15 protein-coding genes, 1 pseudogene and 2 CRISPR repeat arrays are annotated in these 21880 nt (G+C 40.8%); of the genes and pseudogenes, 15 read left to right on the top strand and 1 reads right to left on the bottom strand.

The annotated features are described in order from the left end of the window. Positions 1 to 167: 167 nt before the first annotated feature. The 5 genes from PBN151_RS27760 (at position 168) to PBN151_RS27740 (ending at position 5274) form a co-directional block, all read left to right on the top strand. Positions 168 to 395: an MbtH family protein gene (locus tag PBN151_RS27760; RefSeq protein WP_072731900.1), complete on the top strand. Its 228-nt coding sequence runs from the start codon at positions 168 to 170 to the stop codon at positions 393 to 395. Next, a complete protein-coding gene (locus PBN151_RS27755) occupies positions 392 to 1861 on the top strand; it encodes a DHA2 family efflux MFS transporter permease subunit (RefSeq protein WP_072731898.1) in 1470 nt (489 codons plus the stop codon). Before PBN151_RS27760 ends, PBN151_RS27755 begins: the two co-directional genes overlap by 4 nt. A gap of 651 nt (positions 1862 to 2512) precedes the next feature. Next, a complete protein-coding gene (locus PBN151_RS27750; protein WP_072731896.1) occupies positions 2513 to 2887 on the top strand; it encodes a MerR family transcriptional regulator in 375 nt (124 codons plus the stop codon). A 143-nt stretch (positions 2888 to 3030) separates the two neighbouring features. Further along, positions 3031 to 4011 carry an aldo/keto reductase gene (locus PBN151_RS27745; RefSeq protein WP_072731894.1) on the top strand — a complete coding sequence of 327 codons (981 nt, stop codon included), beginning with the start codon at positions 3031 to 3033 and terminating at the stop codon, positions 4009 to 4011. A gap of 15 nt (positions 4012 to 4026) precedes the next feature. Then, entirely contained in the window at positions 4027 to 5274 is a 1248-nt protein-coding gene (locus PBN151_RS27740; protein ID WP_083545362.1) for an MFS transporter, read from the top strand. On the opposite strand, the gene PBN151_RS32165 is transcribed toward PBN151_RS27740, so the two are convergent. Continuing rightward, the gene (locus PBN151_RS32165) at positions 5271 to 5522 is read right to left on the bottom strand and encodes a hypothetical protein (RefSeq protein WP_227775161.1); all 252 of its coding nucleotides are present in this window, start codon (positions 5520 to 5522) and stop codon (positions 5271 to 5273) included. The two genes, PBN151_RS27740 and PBN151_RS32165, sit on opposite strands and share 4 nt — an antisense overlap. Before the next feature lie 1228 nt (positions 5523 to 6750). Between PBN151_RS32165 and PBN151_RS27730 the strand changes: the two genes are divergently transcribed. The 10 genes and pseudogenes from PBN151_RS27730 (at position 6751) to PBN151_RS27680 (ending at position 21340) form a co-directional block, all read left to right on the top strand. Then, the gene (locus PBN151_RS27730; protein WP_072731890.1) at positions 6751 to 6963 is read left to right on the top strand and encodes a helix-turn-helix domain-containing protein; all 213 of its coding nucleotides are present in this window, start codon (positions 6751 to 6753) and stop codon (positions 6961 to 6963) included. Positions 6964 to 8189: 1226 nt separating this feature from the next. Continuing rightward, positions 8190 to 8408, top strand: a pseudogene (locus PBN151_RS27720) (helix-turn-helix domain-containing protein). 235 nt (positions 8409 to 8643) lie between these two features. Then, positions 8644 to 9011: direct repeats of the CRISPR family, unit length 30 nt; unit sequence GTTTTGAACGTACCTATGAGGAATTGAAAT. 299 nt (positions 9012 to 9310) lie between these two features. Beyond that, positions 9311 to 10303, top strand: coding sequence for a DUF6602 domain-containing protein (locus PBN151_RS27715; protein WP_072731888.1), 993 nt, complete (start codon positions 9311 to 9313; stop codon positions 10301 to 10303). A gap of 29 nt (positions 10304 to 10332) precedes the next feature. Beyond that, positions 10333 to 11889, top strand: coding sequence for a Cas10/Cmr2 second palm domain-containing protein (locus tag PBN151_RS27710; RefSeq protein WP_072731887.1), 1557 nt, complete (start codon positions 10333 to 10335; stop codon positions 11887 to 11889). Further along, a complete protein-coding gene (locus PBN151_RS27705; RefSeq protein WP_072731885.1) occupies positions 11873 to 12676 on the top strand; it encodes a hypothetical protein in 804 nt (267 codons plus the stop codon). Before PBN151_RS27710 ends, PBN151_RS27705 begins: the two co-directional genes overlap by 17 nt. Then, entirely contained in the window at positions 12654 to 14315 is a 1662-nt protein-coding gene (locus PBN151_RS27700) for a hypothetical protein (RefSeq protein ID WP_175560817.1), read from the top strand. The genes PBN151_RS27705 and PBN151_RS27700 overlap by 23 nt, the downstream gene beginning before the upstream one ends. Next, entirely contained in the window at positions 14312 to 15715 is a 1404-nt protein-coding gene (locus tag PBN151_RS27695; protein ID WP_072731881.1) for an RAMP superfamily CRISPR-associated protein, read from the top strand. Before PBN151_RS27700 ends, PBN151_RS27695 begins: the two co-directional genes overlap by 4 nt. Continuing rightward, positions 15703 to 16155 (top strand): hypothetical protein, encoded by a 453-nt coding sequence (locus PBN151_RS27690; RefSeq protein WP_227775159.1) that lies wholly within the window; start codon positions 15703 to 15705, stop codon positions 16153 to 16155. The genes PBN151_RS27695 and PBN151_RS27690 overlap by 13 nt, the downstream gene beginning before the upstream one ends. Positions 16156 to 16160: 5 nt before the next feature. Further along, a complete protein-coding gene (locus PBN151_RS27685) occupies positions 16161 to 18482 on the top strand; it encodes a hypothetical protein (RefSeq protein WP_072731879.1) in 2322 nt (773 codons plus the stop codon). Positions 18483 to 18692: 210 nt separating this feature from the next. Then, positions 18693 to 18987: direct repeats of the CRISPR family, unit length 30 nt; unit sequence GTTTGTAACGTACCTATGAGGAATTGAAAC. A 2131-nt stretch (positions 18988 to 21118) separates the two neighbouring features. Further along, on the top strand, positions 21119 to 21340 hold the full coding sequence (locus tag PBN151_RS27680) for a CRISPR-associated endoribonuclease Cas6 (RefSeq protein WP_072731877.1): 222 nt from the start codon (positions 21119 to 21121) through the stop codon (positions 21338 to 21340). Positions 21341 to 21880 lie beyond the last annotated feature (540 nt).

The following is a 21880-nucleotide window of genomic DNA, read 5'->3' as shown; positions in this document are numbered from 1 at the left end:
TTCTCTGTATCCTCTATTTTTAGAAGACCATTTTCCCTCTGAGGTGATTAGTTGAGCAAGTTAGGGGGAAGGGGAACAAGGGATCAATATTTTCGTGGCAAAGTGCGAACTAATTATTTTCAATGAAATGCACATGAAACCTACTTATGAAGGGGAGGGGTTGCAGAATGGCAAATCCTTTTGAGCAAGCAGACGGCTCGTTTTTGGTGCTGCGAAATGATGAGGAGCAATATTCGATCTGGCCAGCTTTCGCGGCCGTACCTGAGGGCTGGTGCAAGGTTCTTGGCCCAGCTTCTCGGGAAGAGAGCATCGAATATATTAATTTACATTGGATAGATATGAGGCCTCGAAGCTTGGTGGCGTCAGTGGCATCCGTGCCGGAAGAGGCTCAATGAGCAGGCGCTTGGATCCGAAAAAAGCAGTGTGCATCGTGTACGTGGCAGCTATGTTCGTAGTTGCCATGGACGCGACCATCCTCAACGTTGCGCTGAAAACGATAAGCGACGAGTTTCACATTCCGCCAGCCGCATCGGGAGCGCTTAACGTAGGATACCTGGTAAGCATTGCGATCGTTCTCCCGTTGGCAGGCTGGCTGGGAGACAGATGGGGCACCAAGCGTATCTTCTTGCTCGCACTTACGATTTTTACTGGTGCGTCGGTGCTGTGTGGAACGGCTGCAGATGTACACTCCCTGATCTTCTACCGCATCCTGCAGGGGATAGGGGGAGGTTTAATTACTCCACTCGGAATGGCTATGCTGTTCCGGACATTCCCTCCTCAGGAGCGGGCCAAAATCTCACGGTCGCTCGTTCTGCCAATCGCAATTGCACCTGCAGTGGGGCCAATCCTGAGCGGTGTGATGGTCGAGCACCTTTCATGGCGCTGGATTTTTTATGTGAATTTGCCGCTTGGAATTGCTGCTTTGCTGCTTGGCCTTCTGTACTTGCAGGAGCATAAAGAGCCAGAGGCAGGCCGTCTGGATATTCCGGGCGTCCTGTTGTCAGCACCAGGGCTCGGACTGGTGATGTATGCGCTTAGTCAAGGTTCGCTGCAGGGCTGGAGTTCACCGGTGATAATTGTTACGGGCAGTGTGGGAACGGTGCTGCTGGCGGCACTGGTCTTCGTTGAATTGCGGGTGCAGAAGCCATTGCTGGATTTAAGGCTCTTGCAAGACCGCTTGTTCCGGACGGCAGGACTTGTTGCCATGTGCTCCGCTACGGGACTGCTCGGCATGCTGTATGTATTTCCGCTCATGTATCAGCATGCGCTGCAGGCCTCGGCCTTAGATGCCGGCTTGACGACTTTCCCCGAGGCATTGGGACTTATGATGTCCTCCCAGCTTGTACCACGGTTCTATCCAAGGTACGGGCCCAAGCGAATTATTATAGTCGGACTGCTCTGCACATCGGCAATTTTCGTAATGCTAAGCATGGTTGGGGCGGGAACAAGCCCATGGCTCATACGAGGCATGCTGTTCGCGGTTGGCCTCTGCTTAGGACATACAGTCGGAGCCGTTCAGATTGCGGCCTTCTCGAATGTATCTCCAGCCTCGATGGGACGCGCTACCACTTGGTTCGCGGTTCAGAACAGACTCGGACCGGCCATAGGAATGGCCGCATTGTCCGCCATTATGGCTGCAATGGCAAGTGGCCAACTAACGAACGGAGCTGTAGATGCTGCCAATGCTGGACAGCTTGAAATGAATCTTCTCGCTTATCGTGCCGCCCTGCTCGGTGCTGCTGGATTTCTGCTCCTTGGCTTATGTGCCGCCTTCCGAATTCAAGACAGCGACGCCGCCGCGACCATGAAATCTCGGCAATCTTCCACTCCTGCGGCAAAGCCTGTAAAGGCTGAAGGATAGAGGATAAAGGAAGTATCCTGAAAAGCTAGATTTGTGGTAGCATTACAGTGTATATACTATTGTACAAGTGTTGGTGTTCGTTGTGAACTATTGTCGTCGACCCCCAATAGCGCATAAAACCCGGGGGATCGACAACAAATTGAAATATGGAGATAGGAAGCGAAAATCGCAGATTGAATGTGAAAATATTCGATTTATTCTGTCTTCTAATCACCTCTCTAAAGCTTGTGTGAAGTAGAGACATTTAGTAACATTAGCGTAATAGCAACACTTTATGGGTTTTGAACGTACCTATAAGGAATTGAAACTACTTTGTGACCGTAGATGAAAGAGTAGTTGGTGAAGTTTTGAACGTACCTATAAGGAATTGAAACTGCTTAACAGTGATCCCTCGTTTGGGCTGCTCGTCTTGTTTTGAACGTACCTATAAGGAATTGAAACATTGCAACGGTATCATCTGAACTGGATAGCTTTACAGTTTTGAACGTACCTATACGAAGTAGAAACATATTTCACTGAAGATCGAAAAACATTAAGGTATCAAGGTTTTTCGGGAGGGATAGTCGTCCAGCGTCGGCTGATAGTCTTGCTGATATTGAATCTACCAATCTCTTTGAGTGAACTATAAGGCAAGTGTAGTATAATCAAATCATGGAAAATCGATTACCTATTCAGGACATATCCTTAATCACTGGTCTTAGTTCTCATACTCTACGCTATTATGAAAAAATTGGTCTTTTAGAGGGGATTGAAAGGGATGAAAATGGATATCGTAAATACTCAAAGACCGATATTTTATGGATAGATTTTCTCATTAGGTTACGTAACACAGAAATGCCTATAAGGGATATGCAAAAATTTTCAGAACTAAGACATCAAGGTGATTCTACCGTGACTGAAAGACGAGAACTATTAGAAGCTCATCAAGAAAATGTTCTTAACCAAATTAGGCGACTAGAGAATAATTTAACCAAGATTAATGAAAAAATTGACTACTATAAGAAGTTGGAGGAAAAAGCTAAGTAATACAAATTAATAAGATTGAAGAGACCCTAATCTGAAGGGTCTCTTTTTTTGATAATTAGTGAACATAAAAATTTTTACTTGCCTTAAAGTGCACTCTAATCGATATACTGTTTCCTGTTGAAGAAAGATAGGAGGAGAAAAAAATGAAATATCGATTTATTGGAGATTTAAAGGTTTCATCTTTAGGATTAGGATGTATGGGAATGTCAGAATACTATGGAAATCAAAATATTGAGGAATCGATTGCTACGCTTCATTATGCCTTAGAACTTGGCGTGAATTTTTTTGATACAGCAGACCAATATGGAGTAGGGACGAACGAAGAATTAGTCGGTCGAGCATTGAAAAGTGTCAGACAACAGGTTAACATAGCTACCAAATTTGCTTTTGTAAGAGATGAGGCTGGGAAGGTAATTGAAATCAACGGAAGACCGGAATATGTAAAAAAGGCCTGTGAAGCAAGCCTGGAACGGTTAAATACGGACTACATAGATCTTTATTATCTACATCGTGTAGATCCCAGAGTTCCTATAGAAGAGACTGTTGGTGCTATGAAAGAATTAGTTGAAGAAGGGAAAGTTCGACATATTGGGCTTTCAGAAGTTTCTTCTCAAACGATAAAACGAGCGCAAAACGTACATCCTATATCAGCATTACAGACAGAATACTCCATATGGACTAGAGATATCGAAGAGGAAATCTTGCCCCTTTGCCGTCAATTAAATATTTCTGTTGTTCCATATAGTCCTTTGGGACGTGGTTTTTTATCCGGAAAGATCAAGTCGGTCGATAAATTCGTAGAAAACGATTTTAGAAGGAATGCCCCACGTTTTCAGGGAGACAACTTCAATCAAAATCTTTCATTGATTCGACCATTGGAAGATATAGCAGACCAACTGAACATTAGTCCTGCACAACTCGCATTAACATGGTTGCTTTCTAATGGAAAAGACATCATCCCTATACCAGGGACAAAAAGGAAATCCTACTTAAAAGAAAATATAGCTGCAATAGATATTGAATTGCCACAGGATGTAAAGGACTTTATTGATAAAGCTCTACCTGCAGGTTCAGCAGCGGGTGATCGATATCCTATACATTCTATGAAGTTATTAAATCAGTGAAAGAAGGATGTAGAGTTGGAAGCTTGGAAAAGGAATATGTATATTTTGAGCATTGCACAATTTTTAGTCATGTCTGCATTTAGCTTAATTATACCTTTTATTCCAGTCTATCTTAAAAATGATTTAGGAGTTCACTCTCAATCCGATATTCAGCTTTGGACAGGGATGATTTTTGGAGCTACTTTTTTATCTGCTTTCCTGTTTCAGCCGATATGGGGGAAAATTGCAGATCGAACGAGTAGAAAAACGATTCTTATCCGTTCAGCTATTGGGATGGCGTTTGCCACATTCTTAATGACCTATAGTACATCCGTTTTGCATTTATTGGTTCTGCGATTTATCTTAGGAATTTTCGGTGGATTTATTCCTGCATCTGCTCCATTTATTACAATGAATACTCCTCAAGAAAAAATAGGATATGCTCTCGGTGGAGCCCAATCTGGTGCTTACGCCGGAAATATTTTTGGACCTTTGATAGGCGGAATTTTGGGACAGTGGATAGGATTTTATAAAATCCTTTATGTGTCTAGCGCTATGTTGTTGATTTCAGGGGCTCTTATTTTATTCTTTTTAACAGAACTTAATAAACCTGAACCAAATAACTTGAAACTTTCGACATCTAGAAATAGACGTATTACCTTTTTCTCTGAACTGCGGGAAATTATGAAGAATCCTCTGATTGGAACTTTGTTTATGGTTGGATTCCTTATTCAGTTTTCAACGATGAGTACCTCACCATTTTTGGCTACGTATGTAGAAAGTATGTGGAACAGTGATGCCTATTTAACAACAATGGTAGGTTTATCAGTTTCTATCTCAGGTATTTCTATTATGATTTTTTCTCCTATTTTAGGAAGAAAAGCAGATCAAGTAGGCCCAGAAATTATTCTGTTCATTTCTTTGTTAGGAAATTTTATTTGTTATGTTTCTCAAGCATTGGTTCCTTCTATCGTGCTATTTCTGCTTGCTAGGTTTTTAATGGGGATATTTATAGGTGGACTTCTCCCATCAGTAATAAGTTTAATACGAAAATATGCACCTAAAAAAAAGGAGAGTTTAACATTCGGTTATTATCATAGCGCTCTATTTTTAGGAAATCTAATTGGTCCTTTACTTGGAGGATATTTGAGTGGAATCATTCACATAAAAGGGGTTATTTTGTTGGCTGGTCTCCTCTTTTTGATGAATAGTTTAATTTTAAAATTTCATTTGTTTAGGCACGAATCCTTTGTATCTTTACTGATGAGGGTTAAAAAAGGTTAAGTAGTTTGGCGTAACGGAAATATGGAAACTGCACTCGCTAATACGAAAGTAAGCTTCTTGTGTGTAAAGTAGGCTACAGGAGATAAGGCTCCTACAAGACCGCTTGTTCCGGATGGCAGGACTTGTCGCCATGTGTTCCGCTGCGGGACGACTCGGCATGCTGCATGTATTTCCGCTAATGTATCAGCATGCGCTGCAGGCTTTGGCCTCCAGCCAGCGACGCCGGCACGACCATAAAATCTCGGCAATTTTCTATTCCTACGACGAAGTCTGTATAGGCTGAAGGATAGGGGATAGAGGAAGTATTCTGAAATGCTAGATTTGTGGTAGCATTATAGTGTATATACTTTTATACTAGTGCTTGGTGTTCGTTGTGAATTTTTGCCGTCGACCCCCAATAGCGTATAAATCCCGGGGGATCGACGACAAATTGGAATATGGAGATAATAAGCGAGAATCGTAGATAGAATGTGAAAATATTCGATTTATTGTGTTTGTCTAATAACCTCTATATAGCTTGTGTGAAGTAGAGACATTTAGTCAAATTAGCGTAACAGCAGCACTTTTTTGGGTTTTGAAAGTACCTATAAGGAATTGAAACATACAAGTTGCGATTAAAAGCATGGCAGAGAGCTCGTTTTGAACGTATCTATGGAGGAATTGAAACAGCATATACAAGAAAGAATCGTAGGTCAATGCTTCGTTTGTAACGTACCTATAAGGAATTGAAACAATGTATCGAAGCCCCTACTGGTTTCACATTCTCGAGTTTAGAAAGTACCTATAAGGATTTGAAACCGATTACCAGAAGACGATGGTAAACGATTGGCTAGTTGGTTTAGAAAGTACCTATAAGGAATTGAAACTATCTGGGAATAACTCTTCTGGTGTAGAATCCAGCATTTTGTTTTGAACGTACCTAAAGGGAATTTTATGAATTAAACGATGCAGAAGTAGATGGTCTTGAGTTTGTGAAATAGAGGATTGTATATAGAAAATACAAAAGAGCTATTTAGGCCCTTTTCAGAAAAATCACATGTGCTGAATTTCGTTTCTTAGATATAGAGCATCTTTAAATCCTCTCAAGTAAACCGAAGGTTCAATAATATTTTGGAGGGATAATTGTACGTCTTGAAGAAGAAACATAGTGGGTTGAAGATCTGTAGGAATTGAGTCTTGTAGTTGTTGAATATATTGGTCACATTCAGTAGAAAGCTTTATGTAGTAGGCATTGCTTTTTGAAAGGTCATCGTACAATGATTCCAATCGATTTCGTATTAGTGGTTCTACCAATACTTCAAGTGAATCCAACATAATAGATCATATCCTCCTCTCTATTAACCTTATAGAGTTATAATATGACATTATAGGGTTAATTGCGAAGTTAATTATTAACTTTACAAGATGAAATTATAGCTGGTTTATTGTTTATCTTAAATGTGCGGGCTAATATTATAGCTATAGGAGGGTACACATATGATAAAGTGTAATATCAGGACATTAATGGCGGAACATCGAATTGATGATATTACTGAATTAATGAGTCGATCAGGACTCAGCAGAAATTCGATTAATAAGTTGTATCGAGAAACGAATATTGAAACAACAAAGCTGGAAACTTTAATAAAGCTATGCGATACATTTAACTGTAAGCTTTCTGACTTGATTGAATATGTACCGGAAAAGTGATGATTTATTCAATAAATAACAGTGAACCAAAATGAAATAAGGAGGTAATAGGTGGAAAACGTAGATTGGATGTGAAATGATTTGATTTTCTAAGCTAGTTCATGTACCTCTATTAGGTTTGTGCGAAGAAGAAGCGTTTAGTAAAATTGGCGTAAGAGCAGCACTTTTGTGGGTTTAGAACGTACCTATAAGGAATTGAAACCACTTCGATACATGACGTTGCCGAGGCGACCGTCTGGTTTAGAACGTACCTATAAGGAATTGAAACTGCAATGAAATTACCAGCGGATTTGACGGACAAGAGTTTAGAACGTATCTATAAGGAAATGAAACACGATAATCGGAATGTCGATTGTAAATGCACCAATAGTTTTGAAAGTACCTATGAGGAATTGAAACGTCTATGATTTAGATATATTGTCTATAGTAGGTACTAGTATTGAAAGTACCTATAAGGAATTGAAACGATAAAGTAAGAAACGTCACTCATGTCTGTAAGTTCTGAAAGTAACTATAAGGAATTAAATATCATTAGGTTGATCTATCACCGAAATAATCGGGAATGCAAACTTTTGTCTGAGAACTGATATTAAGTAGCAGCCGTCCAATCATTATTTTTGACTTTAAGAGCCATTCCGCATTTTCATCGTCCCTTAAAAAATAACGAATTTCATTGCCGTGGTTAGTTTCAAAAGGATCACGCCACGAGTTTTATAATGTACGAATTTGTATTAAAAAATGAAAAGAGCCTTTTAGGCTCTTTGAAAAGAAATCATGAAATCATAATCACATGTGCTGAATTTCGTTTCTTATATATAAAGCAACTTTAAATCCTCTTAAGTAAACAGTAGGTTCAAATCAAAAGCATTCTGCAAGGATATTTGTACATCTTGAAGAAGAAACATAGTAGGTTGAAAATCTGCAGGAATTGAGTCTTGTAGTTGTTGAATGAATATATTGGTCACGTTCAGTAGAAGGCTTGATGTAGTAGGTATTGCTTTTTGAAAGTTCACGTACAGTGTATCCAATCGATTTCGTATTAGTGGTTCAACCAACACTTCAAGAGAATCCAACATAATAGATCATATCCTCACATTCAGTAACCTTGTAGAGTTATTATATTACGTTGAAGGGTTAATTGTGAAGTTGATTATTAACTTTATAAGGTGAATTAACAGCTGAATTATTGTATATCTTAAACGTGCGGGCAGATTATAGCTATATAAATGATAAAGTCTAATATCAGGACATTAATGGCGGAACATCGGATTGATGATATTACCGAATTAATGAATCGATCAGGACTTAGTAGAAATTCGATTAATAAGTTGTATCGAGAAACGAATATCGAAACTACAAATCTGGAAACTTAAATAAAGCTATGCGATACATTTAACTGTAAGCTTTCTGACTTGATTGAATATGTACCGAATAGTGAGAATTGATCTAATAATGAAAGTAACAGTGACTGGAATTGCGACTGTGAAATTTTGTCGTCGACCTCCAATAGCGTAAAATTCCCGGGGGATCGACGACAAAATGAAATAAGGAGATAATAAGCGGAAACCGTAGATTAGATGTGAAATAATTTGATTTTCTGAGCTAGTTCATGTACCTCTATTAGGCTTGTGCGAAGAAGAAGCGTTTAGTAAAATTGGCGTAAGAGCAGCACTTTTGTGGGTTTTGAACGTACCTATGAGGAATTGAAATATGGATGACGTAGTGAAATTATTGCAGGATCAAAATGAGTTTTGAACGTACCTATGAGGAATTGAAATAAATCCCATCGTGGCTCATATAATCCATCAGGCATTTTATGTTTTGAACGTACCTATGAGGAATTGAAATTCAAGTGCTCTATCGTAATACTCATAATAATCAGCAGTTTTGAACGTACCTATGAGGAATTGAAATCTGATTGCCTTTGCTTCACGAACCAGCACTACAGTAGGTTTTGAACGTACCTATGAGGAATTGAAATTCGTACTCAGGCTTACGTACTGCCTGCACTTTTGTAAGTTTTGAACGTACCTATGAGAAATTACAAAAAAAGCATGACTATACGAAATAAGCGTCAAAAGAACATCAATCATTCTCTATCAATAATGACTCCAAATAAGCTTATGCGGATAAGACGATCTTATCTTGCATAAGCTTATTCTATTTTGTGCAAATAAAATGGCGGGATATGACAAATTCAATCGCATGTTGGGAATATATGAGATTAAAATGATATAATAGCACTAGATGAAATGTAATAGATAGTCTTTACGAACCATAATGGCTGCGGCCAATCTGGCAAGGTGTTTTTATGTTGGCTAGAAATCGGGGAGGTAGGAATACATCAATGACAAACAATATGAAGGACGTATTTTGGAGTATTCATAACAATTACAATTATCTGAACAAAATGATGGTTGAAGAAATGGACATTGCTTCTGAACATGGCGGCATAACCGGGAATTTTCGCGAGGAAATGTGGATGAAGTTATTTCGAAGCATCATTCCTCAAAAATACTCGATGGCGCAAGGAGTCATGATTATTGACTCAGCCGGTAACGTATCAAATGAAGTGGATATTGCTGTGTTTGACGAACAGTATACGCCTTATGTATTTCAATATAATACGTTGAAATTTATACCCATTGAAGCGGTAGCACTCGTGATAGAGTGCAAGAGCTCGGACTTACCAACAAAAAATTTAATAAAGTGGAGTGAGAAAATAGATGGTTTAACAACAAAAAGTTCGGGAATCGCGCGCATGGTTACAGGTTATGTTACTGGATTAACGAATCAAACACAGAAAGGTACACGACCAATTAAAATCTTGGCAAGTAATAAAGTCTATAAATCAGAGTCAGGTCCCGATAACTTGGAAAATAGTCTAGGTCTAGGGGAACATTTTGATTTTATCATTCACAAGCAACAAGATGAGGAGACAAGATTTAAATTATTTGTGAAAAATGAAGATAAATCATTAGCATGGTGGGCAAGAAAGCTAAACGGGGTAAAGGATGGAGATGAGAATCTCAAATTAGAACACCTTTCATTAAAAGAGTCAGAATTGCCAGATAAACAAAAAACAGATGAGCTCGCTAGGGATTATCCAGAATTAAGTTTTAATGAAAAACTTTATTTAACGAATACCTTGCAGGACTTACATATCAAAGATAATCCGTTCCTTTCCCTGAACCTGCAATTGAACCAACTGCTTATGCTCATCAATAACCCGATGCTGTTCCCACATTTTGCCTATGCGAAAAGATTCAACGGTATCATTGAGCGCGAACAGGAGAAAGTACGTGAGAAAGAAGAAAAAAGCTTGGTTGCAAATAACTGAGACATAGCTGAGAAAGCGAGGGGGATAAATTGGCTGCATATGTGTACATAGATGTATCGCAGAAGCAGGAGTTTATTTTTAAACGTAATGAGCTGAAAGAAAATCTGTATCATTCGTTCGCGATTAAGGCAGTTACGGAAGATATCAAGGATAAGTCCGAAGCTTCTCTATCGATCTTTTCGCTAACGAAATTTGTAGAGAAAAATCATGCGAATCAGTATAAGTTCGTATATTCCGGCGGAGGTAACAGCATTATTAGATTTTCGACCGAAGAACATGCGAAGCAATTTGTGCAAACATATTCGGCTGAGGTATATCGAACTTATCCTAGTATGGAATTATATATGAGCATCGTAGACGAGAGTGAGCTGCAGGAGCAAGGGGGAGCGCAAGAGGAGAAAGAAAAAGAGATACGCCAGAAGCTGCGCGATAAAGCGAACAAATGGAAGGATAAGCGCATGATGAAATTCAAGCGCTGGAGCTATGGCGTGGAGGAAATTGATGCGACGGGATTGCCCGTATTACATAACGGTGCTTTACAGCGAGAATATCAATTAGCTAAGAAGTTCTTGTACGGAAGGTTGGAAACCAAGACGGGAATTCCGGTCACGGAAGAGCTGAAGGAGTACAAGAAAGATGAAGAAGGAAAAAGCTATATTGGCGTCATTGCCTTGGATGGCAACAAGATGGGGGATATGGTACGCCGAATTTCATCTTTCGAAGAACTTGGAAATTTCAGTGAACTAATCGAAGAAATCTACGAATCGGCAGTCGTCCGTGCACTGAATGAGTTTAAGTTAGTCGACAAGGACATCACATATACACCGATCGTACTGTCTGGCGACGATATTTGCCTGATCGTTCATGCAGAGTATGCGATCCAGATCGCCGCAGCTATCGTGAATAATATTCGTACGCTGTCGCGCGAACACCATTACGGCTCACGCCTTCGTCCTGTCTTGGATGATGGGCAGGCTGAGCTGAGTGCCTGTGCAGGTGTGGCGATAGCCAAGTATAATTATCCGTTTTTTGAACTGGTGAAGACTGCAGAGCTGCTCTGTAAACAAGCCAAGGAAGCGATCTATCGGGTCAAGGGGGATTCGTCCGGAGCGTCATTCATCCATTGGGATACCGTGCAAGGACAAGTGCTTGCTTCTTATGCTTACGAAGATTACGTCAAGCATGGCCGGGATATCGAGCGCTTCCACATGAAGCCGCTTCGGATCGATCAGCAGCAGCCCGTTGCAGATGGAGTGTTCAGCTATGAGGCATTTCTCAATGCGGTAGCAGATATTCAGTCGGCTCAGGCAAATGCAAAAATAAGCAGTTCATTGCTCGAAGGCGTTAAGAAGGTTGTTTACTCCGGCTTGGAATCATACCGGTTATTTATAGATATGAACAAGACTGATGCTAGCCGGAACTTGGTCGAAATCATGCAGAAGCATTTTCCGTGCGACAACTTTGCCATAATGAGTGAACAGCAGGGCCAGACCTTATCATTTACTTACTTACTCAATGATGTAATCGATGCTTTGCCTTACATCAATATGAATCGGGAGGCGGCCATTCATGTACGTGAATCATGATTATAAAATCGAAGTGAGGCTGCGCAGTGAAACGATATTCAGCAGTGGAGAGAAAGAGCGCAACCTCGTGCAATCCAGAGTGTTGACGGATCGATACGGCTTCGTCTATTTCCATGCTAAATCTTTTAAAGGGCAGCTAAAACGCCAAGCGTTCTGGCTATTAAAGCAGTATCAGCAAATCGATAAGAAGGGAGAGCGTGCCCAGTCCTTTTTTAAGTCTATCGTGGTCTTGTTTGGAATCAACAAGGAAGAAATCGCTCTTTTTGCAAAGGAAATGTGCGCTCAAGGTGACGCTGATTTCATGAAAGTATATTGCCGTCAGCAGCCAGGCATATTGCGTTTCGGCCATTTGGAACTGGATGAACGCATTCGCAATCGATTCATCGCGCTACAAGCGGAAGATGAGGAAGAAGGGTATTATCGGATTACACCGCATGATCTCATCGAGGCGCAAACCCACATTCGGACAGGAATTCAACTGGAGAACGGATTGATAAAAGAGGGGATGCTTACTACGTATCATACGGTCAAGCAAGGACTAGTTTTTTATTCATCCATCACGATGGAACCATATGCTTATGATGCGGACTATCTGGAACGAATCAACCAACACGATTTGTCGGATCACTTGGCCGATTTACAGCGGATTGTCTCTTCATTCCGCCGGATAGGAGCCGGCATTCACCGGGGGCGGGGCGAAGTGACGGCAAGGCTGCTCGTTGATGGGAAGGATGCGGATTTCTGCAAGGTCAGTTGTAAAGAAGGTGAACAGCATGCAATTGTATAGCGTGGTAGAGATTACGAATCTGGAACCACTGAAGATCGGAGCGGGCGGAAATAAAGCGAATCAAATTGAGCCGTCAAAAGATTATATTCCGGGCTCCACCATCCGGGGGGCGATTATCGGGCAGCTCATTCGGAGAAGGCTCTTTGATGATTGCATGAACACTATTCTGACCCAAATGGAGTGCTATAACGCTTATCCTTGCGCTGATGGAAATTTGTATATCCCGGCACCGCAGAATTTGCGCATTAACAAGCACGAATATCGCCGAGCAAAGACGGAAAGCCGGTATGATCATTCCGGGAATGCCGGAACGATTGCGCTGACGAACTTGCATGATGGCAGTGATCTCTCTAATCATGATGCTTTGGCCTTTCGATTCATATCTGTACAAAATGGCGAACTGACAGGGCTGAATCCTGTTAAAGAGTATCGCCTTCATCATAATACAAGCCGCAATAAGGGAGAGAAGGATCGGGAAAATCTGTTCCGTTATCAGGCTCTGGCGCCTGGACATACATTCCGGACAATCATTCGATATGACGAATCATTGGCAGGCGTACTCGAGCCTATAATGCAGCAGCCGATGAATTTGTATTTGGGCGGCGCGAAAGGTTCAGGTTACGGATTATGCCGCATGCAACCGCTCGAAATTCATGTAACCGAGTACGGAGAAGCAACAGAACAGCTTGGCTTACGCACATTGTTGAACAGCAAAGTATCATCACCATCCTCCGAACTCACGATCACCTGCTTGTCGGATTGCGTATTCCGGAATGAATACGGACAGCCCGTCAACTATTTGCCGGAAAGCGAGATTCACCGTATAACGGGTGTTTCTGTGAAGCTAATCAAGCAGTATGTTCAAGCAGGCATGACCGAGGGTTACAATATGAAATGGAAAGCCAGATACCCGAAAGAAACGACTTTGAAAGCAGGGTCGGTTCTGGTCTATCAGCTGAACATCGAACTTGGACCAGAAGAATTGAAACAAGTTAAGCAAGCTCTAGAATGCAAGCCAGTGGGCTATCGCGTTCAGGATGGTTACGGATGGCTTGCCGTGAATCTTTCCTACCCGGAACGAATGGCGGTTCGCTCTATACAGCCAATTGCGGAATATCGAGAAGATCGCGCAAAATATGCCGAGCCAGATTGCAGCGTAAATCCGCAGGAAGAGGAAGTGATGTCAATTCTTCTGGCGGGGCTTGAGCCTGTCAAGCAGCGCTGGCTGGAGTTATTGACATGCAAGTTGCAGGAGCAAGGCGAGCAGAGCGGGGAACGTTTCGTCGTTTCTAATCAATTGAACAGCAGCCAGCTGCAGCAGATGAAGGAGACACTGCAACCGTTAATCAAGCACCTTAAAAATGGAGATATGCCTTCTCTCCCGTCTGATAATACGGATCGCTCCTATAAAAAAGATAACCGTTTATGTTCGATCGCCGGTCATCATTTTAAAGAGTTGATCACATTCATTTGCTCATCCGCTTCTTCTTCGGGAAGCTTAAGCCGATTTGCCCAAAATAAGTTGAACGGCAAGAAGGGATCTTTGCTGTTCTCTCATGCCCGCTACCGAGAGCAGCAATTTATAGCCGAACTTCTCTATACGGGCCTGCATGTTGAGCAAAGGAGGAAGGACAAATGAATCGGGCAGTAACGTATCAATTTACGATTCGCGCGGTAACGCCAGCGTATTTTGGCGATAGCAAGCAAGGGGAACTAGTCAGAAATGCACATGGCCAACCGCTTGTGCTGGGAAATGCGATTGGAGGAGCCGTCCGGGATTACTTAAAGCGCACTGCGATTCCGGAAGAGCTTATTTTGAAGAGTATGGGTGGCGACCAAGTATCGGCTTTTAAAGAAAGCAACTTATATATAAGTGATGGGATCGTTGTTTGTTCAGATGAGGCGGTCAAAGAAGGAACAGCGATAGATCCACAATACGGCTCAGCTAAGGATATGCATAAATATACGCTGTATCATTTGCCGGAAGGAACAGAAATTACGTTCCGTATTGAAAGCGATGAGCTAATCGATCTAGATGATTCGAGCCAGCAAAATGATGAGGGGCTGCTTGCAAGCAGCGAATTAGAGCAAATCATTGGGACCTTGGCCGAGGGATTGGAAACACGACAGCTCCGGCTTGGCGGACAGAAAAGCAATGGGTTTGGCGCTTTTGAGATAAAAGAACTCCGCAAACGCGAATTTCGACTAGATAGCGTTGAGGAACTGGAAGGATACATATTTGATGACAGGGATAAAGAAAAAGGAACCTCCATCGACTGGAAGACATTGAACCGATTTAAGCCAAAGTCTTCTGCCAGCGTAACCTTCTCGATGAATGGATGTTTTCCGTATGGTGTCTACCAGAGTTTCAAGGTTAACGATCCTTCATGCAAGGACATGACGGGATTGCAGTACAAGCAGGGGAAATACTACATTCCTTCTACGAGCTTGAAAGGATTAATCAAAAATGAGATCCGTCTCTTACTCAAACGGATGAAAACTGCAGAGGAAATGAATGCTCAGGAATTGAACGAGTTCGTTGAAAATAGATGCGCCGAATTGTTTGGCAGTATCGATAAGAAAGGGAGACTTGTATTTTCCGATGCCATTATTGATAAATCGCGGTTAGTCGAAATCGACCGCAACACAGCAAGCAAAAAGGATGAAACGAAAGCAGAAACATGTCCTGTCTATATTAAAATTGATCGTCTGACCGGATGCGTATATAAATCGGCTTTGAAGCATCAACAAGAAATTCAAGGTGAAGCAGATATTCGCTTGAGTCTTATTATCGACGACACAATAGATGGTAAGCTTAGTCCCTATATATTCCCTCTCATTTATGTGTTACGTCGAATCGGAGCGGGTGACGTGCCGATTGGAGGTAGAACCGTCATCGGACTAGGACAGTTTGCGGCAGACATGGTTGAGGTAGATGTCGGAGGGGAACGATGGAGCATCGAGACCAACGAAATATCGGAGCACAACCGGAACTGGCTTGAAGTGTGCTATGAATCATTTAAAGGGTGGTGCAACTGAAAATGCCGCATACGTTGTTTAACCGGGAAGAATGGACGAATCAGCTTGACGGTGGCGAGTATTTTGTCATTGCCCATCTGCTGAGTCAAGTGCTGATTGGGAGAGAGCGCGATCATAGGAAGGTTTTACAAGAAGCTATGGATGAGAACGCCTTGCTTGAAGCGCATTTTTTTAATAAAGATAAAGAAATCTTTATCAGTCAGCTAGATCAAAAATTAGTGATGTACGAACCGTTGGAGCATGACCATGCCGTATCAGATGAATGGAAAATTATTCGCTCGTATAAACTCGATCCATCGATCGTGAATCAGAAACGGGATAATGAGGAAGAAGTAAAGGCTTATGAGGCCGTCGAAGTAATCGAATATTTGAAACATGATGCTGAGAGTCATCTGGCATATGTAGACAAGACGGTGTTGTACCGTTTAACAGAGGAGTGAATGGCGTGAGGGAGGATAAAGGCAAACCGAATAGAACAGGGAACGGGAATCAATATGGGAAGAAGAAGCAAGAAACGACGTATGTGACACTGCCATATGATTTTATTCCTTTTGCCGAACCGGAGCATCGCGAATTCCCGTATGAATGTACAGAGTCAGGCGGCGATCTTCCCAAGCATAATGATTTCTCCGGTTTGAGCGGATGCATCGAATATGAGATACGCCCCCATTCCGATCTGGCAATAGAAGTAAGGAAGAAATGGAGCAGCGATGATTCCTTTATAAGCGGTAGCGCGATCAGAGGTAAAGTACGGGCGAATGCTGAAATATTGAGTGCCGGTTATCCTGAATTCATCAATCGTACGGAGATGCTGTATCGGGATATTTCGGATAAGCGTTATCGGAATCGGTTATTAGGGACGCCTAACGGTGATATTGGAATTGAACGTGCTATTCACGTTGGATTTTTGAAGAAAAAAGGCAATGAATTTTATGTGGCTCCTGCAAGCAAGTTGGGAGATAAGTTCTTTCTTTCCATTAAAGAACATCGCTTAATGCAAATGAATGGACATGGGGAGCAATTCGCTACCATATGTATTTGGGATGACAAAAGGGTTCGTGATTTCAATAAAAAGCAAGATGAAATTGAACAGAAAACGAGAGAGATCAAACAGCTTCGAGAGCAATTAAAAGAGACGTTAAAACCTATTCAGAGTAAGATCGACAATACTTTTATTCGGGAATTTGCTCTAAATCGGAAAATGCGGGAGGTTCGAAACAGGAAGCTTAATCAAATCAAAGAGGAGCTATTCTCTCAATTAATCAAGATTCAATCTGGGAATGCGGATGAGACTGAAATCGAAAAGCTGAAAAATCTTTATCGGTTATATGTGGACAGATGGGGATTGAAGGCTGAATTAAATTTCATGTATGAGATGATTTATAAAAATCATAAGAATTCTAAATTTATCCCTTATCAAAGAGGGGTATACTTCAAATCAACCGCAAATGGCGGCATTGAAAAGTTGGCATGTAGCCACTCGAAAGAACTAACAGAAAAAGGATATTTATTCAATTCATCGAATGCAAGCTCAAAACGAAGCCATTATTTTGTTCTGGGCCCTGCTGAAAATGCACAGTCCATTCTAGTGCCGCAATCTGTTATCAATGCTTATAATCAAAATTTAGATAAATTCCGCATAACGGATACCGAAAAACAAGACATGGTTAAGGCATTTTATAATATTTTTGATGAATATGAAAAGCTAACTGAAACATTCGCCAAGTCACAGAAGAATGAAGAGGATATTAAGGATGGGTTAATCGTTTTCTACCAGTGTGAAAAGGGAGAAGTGAAAAGCATTGGACGTACTCCATATTTTAAGATTCCGTATATTGGAAAATTGGGCGAATTGATTGGTGTCCAGGATAAAAGAAAAATAGATTATGCCAATGCTTTATTCGGGTTCATTCCAGACGGACAGGATCAGAATAATGACTACCCGATCGCCTATAAGTCCAGAATTCGGTTCAGTCCGCTTGATATTCGAGGTCAAGTTCAAATTCGTAAGGTCGAGAATTTATTGCTTATGACTCCTTCTGCAACGGCTAGCGGAATGTATCTTCGACAGACGTCAGAAGAGAAGCTTACTTATGAAGATGAAAATATTAAATTAAACGGATACAAACACTATCATGTGTTGCCTGAACCGATAGAGCCGCGAAGTGAAAATGAAAAGCTTAAAAATATGGTAAGCACTAGAGAAGTCATATCTTGTAACGACGTTCGTCTTACAGGGAAAATTAATTTCCGAAATTTGTCCGAAGCAGAACTGGGATTGCTGCTGCTAAGCCTGGACTGGAAAGAAGTGCTATCTTCAAGCAAATACAGCCAATATACAGAAGCGTATCGTGAATTCGCTGATAAGGCATATGAACTTATCGGCGGGGCGAAGCCGTATGGATTCGGCAAGGTGCAAATTCATATCAAGCATGTTCAATTAGAGCGTAAAGATGCCAACTTCGATGCGTTAATCACGAATCCGATTAAAATATTAGAGAATCGGTCGGCGTATATTGAACAGTTTATTGACGCAATGTACAGAACGAAAGAAGCAAGTGATATATCCTATTTTGATAAGGTTCATTTCGAAAACTATGTGCTTAGCAAAGTGGAAGAGAGTAAGATCCCCGGAGGGGCGGGCACAAAGCAAAACCCGAAAGATGTCAATTGGGATAATGCTGCTGATGAGATAGCCAAGGATAGCAATAACGGAAAAGGCGGAGGCTATCCAAAGTCTTGGCGCTTAAAAACATCCCAGAAGTAAGTGGTACAGGTTTACAGAAAGGGAGTAAATGGTTTAGGTTTAAGTTGTCGTCGACCCCCAATAGTGCAAAAATCCCGGGGGATCGACGACAATTGAATTTAATCGCAAAACCTATGACATCAAGGAAAAGTGTGGTACATTGATGTTGTTGCTTTTCAATAACATTTATTTTAATTTCAGAAAAACGCTGTAACAGCAGGCTTTTCACGGGTTTGTAACGTACCTATGAGGAATTGAAACATCAAATAGGGAACAGCAAATGATCCCACTATGAAAGTTTGTAACGTACCTATGAGGAATTGAAACCCACTTCGCACAGAGCCAGTATAAATATATAAGGTCATGGTTTGTAACGTACCTATGAGGAATTGAAACGCCAGCATGACCACCGCTTGCTCCCGTGTAAGCAGGTTTGTAACGTACCTATGAGGAATTGAAACAGGGGTAAAAAAATCGACTATACGCTCGTTAGCCGGTTTGTAACGTACCTATGAGGAATTGAAATCCTCCCATAGAGGGTCGTAGCCCGTGTTGGTTGCAAAGTTTGTAATGTGGTGAAGGGATTTACCCTATACTCGGTAAGATTATTGTTTGGAATGTTGTCGTCGACCCCCAATAGCGTAAAAACCCCGGGGGATCGACGACAATTGAATTTTACTGAAAAGCCTATCACGTCAAGGAAAAATGTGGTATATGAGTGTTGGCTTCTTTCTTTTAGGGTTATTTTGGTTTCGAAAAATGCTATAACAGTGGGCTTTTAACGGGTTTGTAATGTACCTATAAGGAATTGAAACTAGCAAGCGTGGACAATGTTGGCAATGATGTTTTGGAGTTTGTAATGTACCTATAAGGAATTGAAACGCCAACCGTAACTTGATATCTTTGATTCGTAGTGACGTTTGTAATGTACCTATAAGGAATTGAAACCTGAGCGCTGCATAATCGTCTGGGTTGTCGAGCAATCGCGTTTGTAACGTACCTATAAGGAATTGAAACACAGCAGAGAACACGTTACCATGCTCTGTGACAGCAACAGGTTTGTAACGTACCTATAAGGATTGAGATAAGAGAAATGGTTCAAATATATGCTCTCATGCTTACGATTGAAAATATTTATGAGGATTGGATTCAGGGCATGGAAATGAGAAGAATGTGGCGGTTACAAGATTATTAACGTGATAGAGGAAAATGAAGATTTGTATAAAATGTTAATTCGGGACGTTAATTTTACCAAGACGAACGGTTTGTATAAATTGTTAGAAATAATACGGCTAAGAATTTTATGAAGTGATTGATCGGGGATTGGTAATGAACTTGCTGTAAATTGATGAATAGAAGAAAACTTTTCTATTTACTATACCGGGAACGATCTTTATTTTTAAATGTTGTCGTCGACCTCCAATAGCGTAAAAAAACCGGGGGATCGACGACAACTGAATTTTGTCGCGAAACCTATGACATTATGGGAAAGTATGGTACATTGATGTTGTTGCTTTCCAATTAAGATTTATACTAATATCAGAAAATGCTGTAACAGCAGGCTTTTCACGGGTTTATAAAGTACCTATGAGGAATTGAAATTGTGATGGACTACTAGCTGTATCTTCTTTCGCTTTGCGTTTATAAAAGTACCTATGAGGAATTAAAATCCCCCGTGTCCTGGATCAATGCAGTATTCGTATCTGTGTTTATAAAGTACCTATGAGGAATTGAAACCCCGCAAGTACATCAGCAGGCTGTGCATTTCCTGACGTTTGTAATGTACCTATAAGGAATGGAAAAAGAGAAATGGTTCAAATATATGCTCTCATGGTTACGTTTGAAAATATTCATGAGGATTGGATTTAGGGCATGGCGATGAGAAGCGTGTGGCGGTTGCAAGATTATTAACGTGATAGAGGAAAATGAAGCTTAACATAAAATGTAAATTCAGAATGTTAATTTTACCAAGACTAACGGTTTGTATAAATTGTCAGAAATTATAAGGCTAAGAATTTTATGAAGTGATTGATCCCTCAGGGATTGGAAATGAACTTGCTGTAAATTGATGAATAGAAGAAAACTTTTCTATTTACTATACCGGGAACGATCTTATTTTTAAATGTTGTCGCGAAACCTATGACATTATGGGAAAGTATGGTACATTGATGTTGTTGCTTTTCAATTAAGATTTATATTAATTTCAGAAAACGCTGTAACAGCAGGCTTTTCACGGGTTTATAACTTACCTATGAGGAATTGAAACTATCCAATTTCGTTTTTTTCCAACTTTATTTCGCCAGGTTTGTAACGTACCTATGAGGAATTGAAACCTCTATTGTCATTAGTTATTTCATGCATAACTTTAAGTTTGTAACGTACCTATGAGGAATTGAAACTTGGTTCACCTCCTTCCTAATGAAAAAGGGACGGGGTTTGTAACGTATCTATGAGGAATGATTCTAAATGTAAGTTATTTTTACCAATCGTTGATATTGAACGTGATCGAGGAAATGAAATGTAACGGATCAGCTTTCGGTATTTAGAGATTTTAGGCTAGTAGCAATTCAAACGTAAATGGAAAATTAAAAAATAACGATAGTATCGATATTCACCAGCAGGGGGAAAGATATTGAGAATCAAAATTATATTAACCTTTGACGGTCGATAAACCGCTTTTGCTAACTCCTCTTCATCGGGAACGAATTAAGCCAATAACATCTAAGTTTAAGTCAACACTGATTAAAGGATGGACAGGAGATTTCTTATTGGAAGGCGATTTAGATTTGATTCAATTAACCTATGATGTGGGACTCGGCGATAAAAATTCTAACGGGCATGGGCTATATGAGGTACGAAACCTCAGGGATGGATTGTAAACTTGCTGTATGTTGGTGAAGGGATTACCCTATACTCGGCAAGGTTACTGTTTGGAATGTTGTCGTCGACCCCCAATAGCGTAAAAACCCCGGGGGATCGACGACAATTGAATTTTACTGAGAAGCCTATCACGTCAAGGAAAAGTGTGGTGCATTGGTGTTGGCTTCTTTCTTTTTAGGGTTATTTTGGTTTCAACAAATGCCATAACAGTGGGCTTTTAATGGGTTTGTAACGTACCTATAAGGAATTGAAACTTAAAATACTCTTTGTAACCGTACGCCCGGTCTGCACTAGGTTTGTAACGTACCTATAAGGAATTGAAACCGGTGAAGCAATAATTGCAATCTTACTGGCGCTGATTAGTTTGTAACGTACCTATATAAAGAATTGAAACATCGTTATCAGGAACATGTCTCATTAAATCGGCAGGTTGTTTGTAACGTACCTATAAGGAATTGAAACTAGACTGGCAAGGGAAGGGATGCCACCGTCTCATAAGCCCCTTAATGAACTTGGACACTAAGAGTGTATATGATTTA

Source organism: Paenibacillus sp. NAIST15-1, from assembly GCF_001894745.1.
GTDB lineage: Bacteria > Bacillota > Bacilli > Paenibacillales > Paenibacillaceae > Paenibacillus_B > Paenibacillus_B suaedae.
Note: the sequence above shows the minus strand (reverse complement) of the source record. Positions and strands in the feature narration are given on the sequence as shown.

What these genes read in the sequence shown, in the direction of transcription:
- PBN151_RS27760 (WP_072731900.1), top strand. Translation starts at nt 168, where the DNA reads ATGGCAAATCCTTTTGAGCAAGCAGACGGCTCGTTTTTGGTGCTGCGA.
- PBN151_RS27755 (WP_072731898.1), top strand. Translation starts at nt 392, where the DNA reads ATGAGCAGGCGCTTGGATCCGAAAAAAGCAGTGTGCATCGTGTACGTG.
- PBN151_RS27750 (WP_072731896.1), top strand. Translation starts at nt 2,513, where the DNA reads ATGGAAAATCGATTACCTATTCAGGACATATCCTTAATCACTGGTCTT.
- PBN151_RS27745 (WP_072731894.1), top strand. Translation starts at nt 3,031, where the DNA reads ATGAAATATCGATTTATTGGAGATTTAAAGGTTTCATCTTTAGGATTA.
- PBN151_RS27730 (WP_072731890.1), top strand. Translation starts at nt 6,751, where the DNA reads ATGATAAAGTGTAATATCAGGACATTAATGGCGGAACATCGAATTGAT.
- PBN151_RS27715 (WP_072731888.1), top strand. Translation starts at nt 9,311, where the DNA reads ATGACAAACAATATGAAGGACGTATTTTGGAGTATTCATAACAATTAC.
- PBN151_RS27705 (WP_072731885.1), top strand. Translation starts at nt 11,873, where the DNA reads ATGTACGTGAATCATGATTATAAAATCGAAGTGAGGCTGCGCAGTGAA.
- PBN151_RS27695 (WP_072731881.1), top strand. Translation starts at nt 14,312, where the DNA reads ATGAATCGGGCAGTAACGTATCAATTTACGATTCGCGCGGTAACGCCA.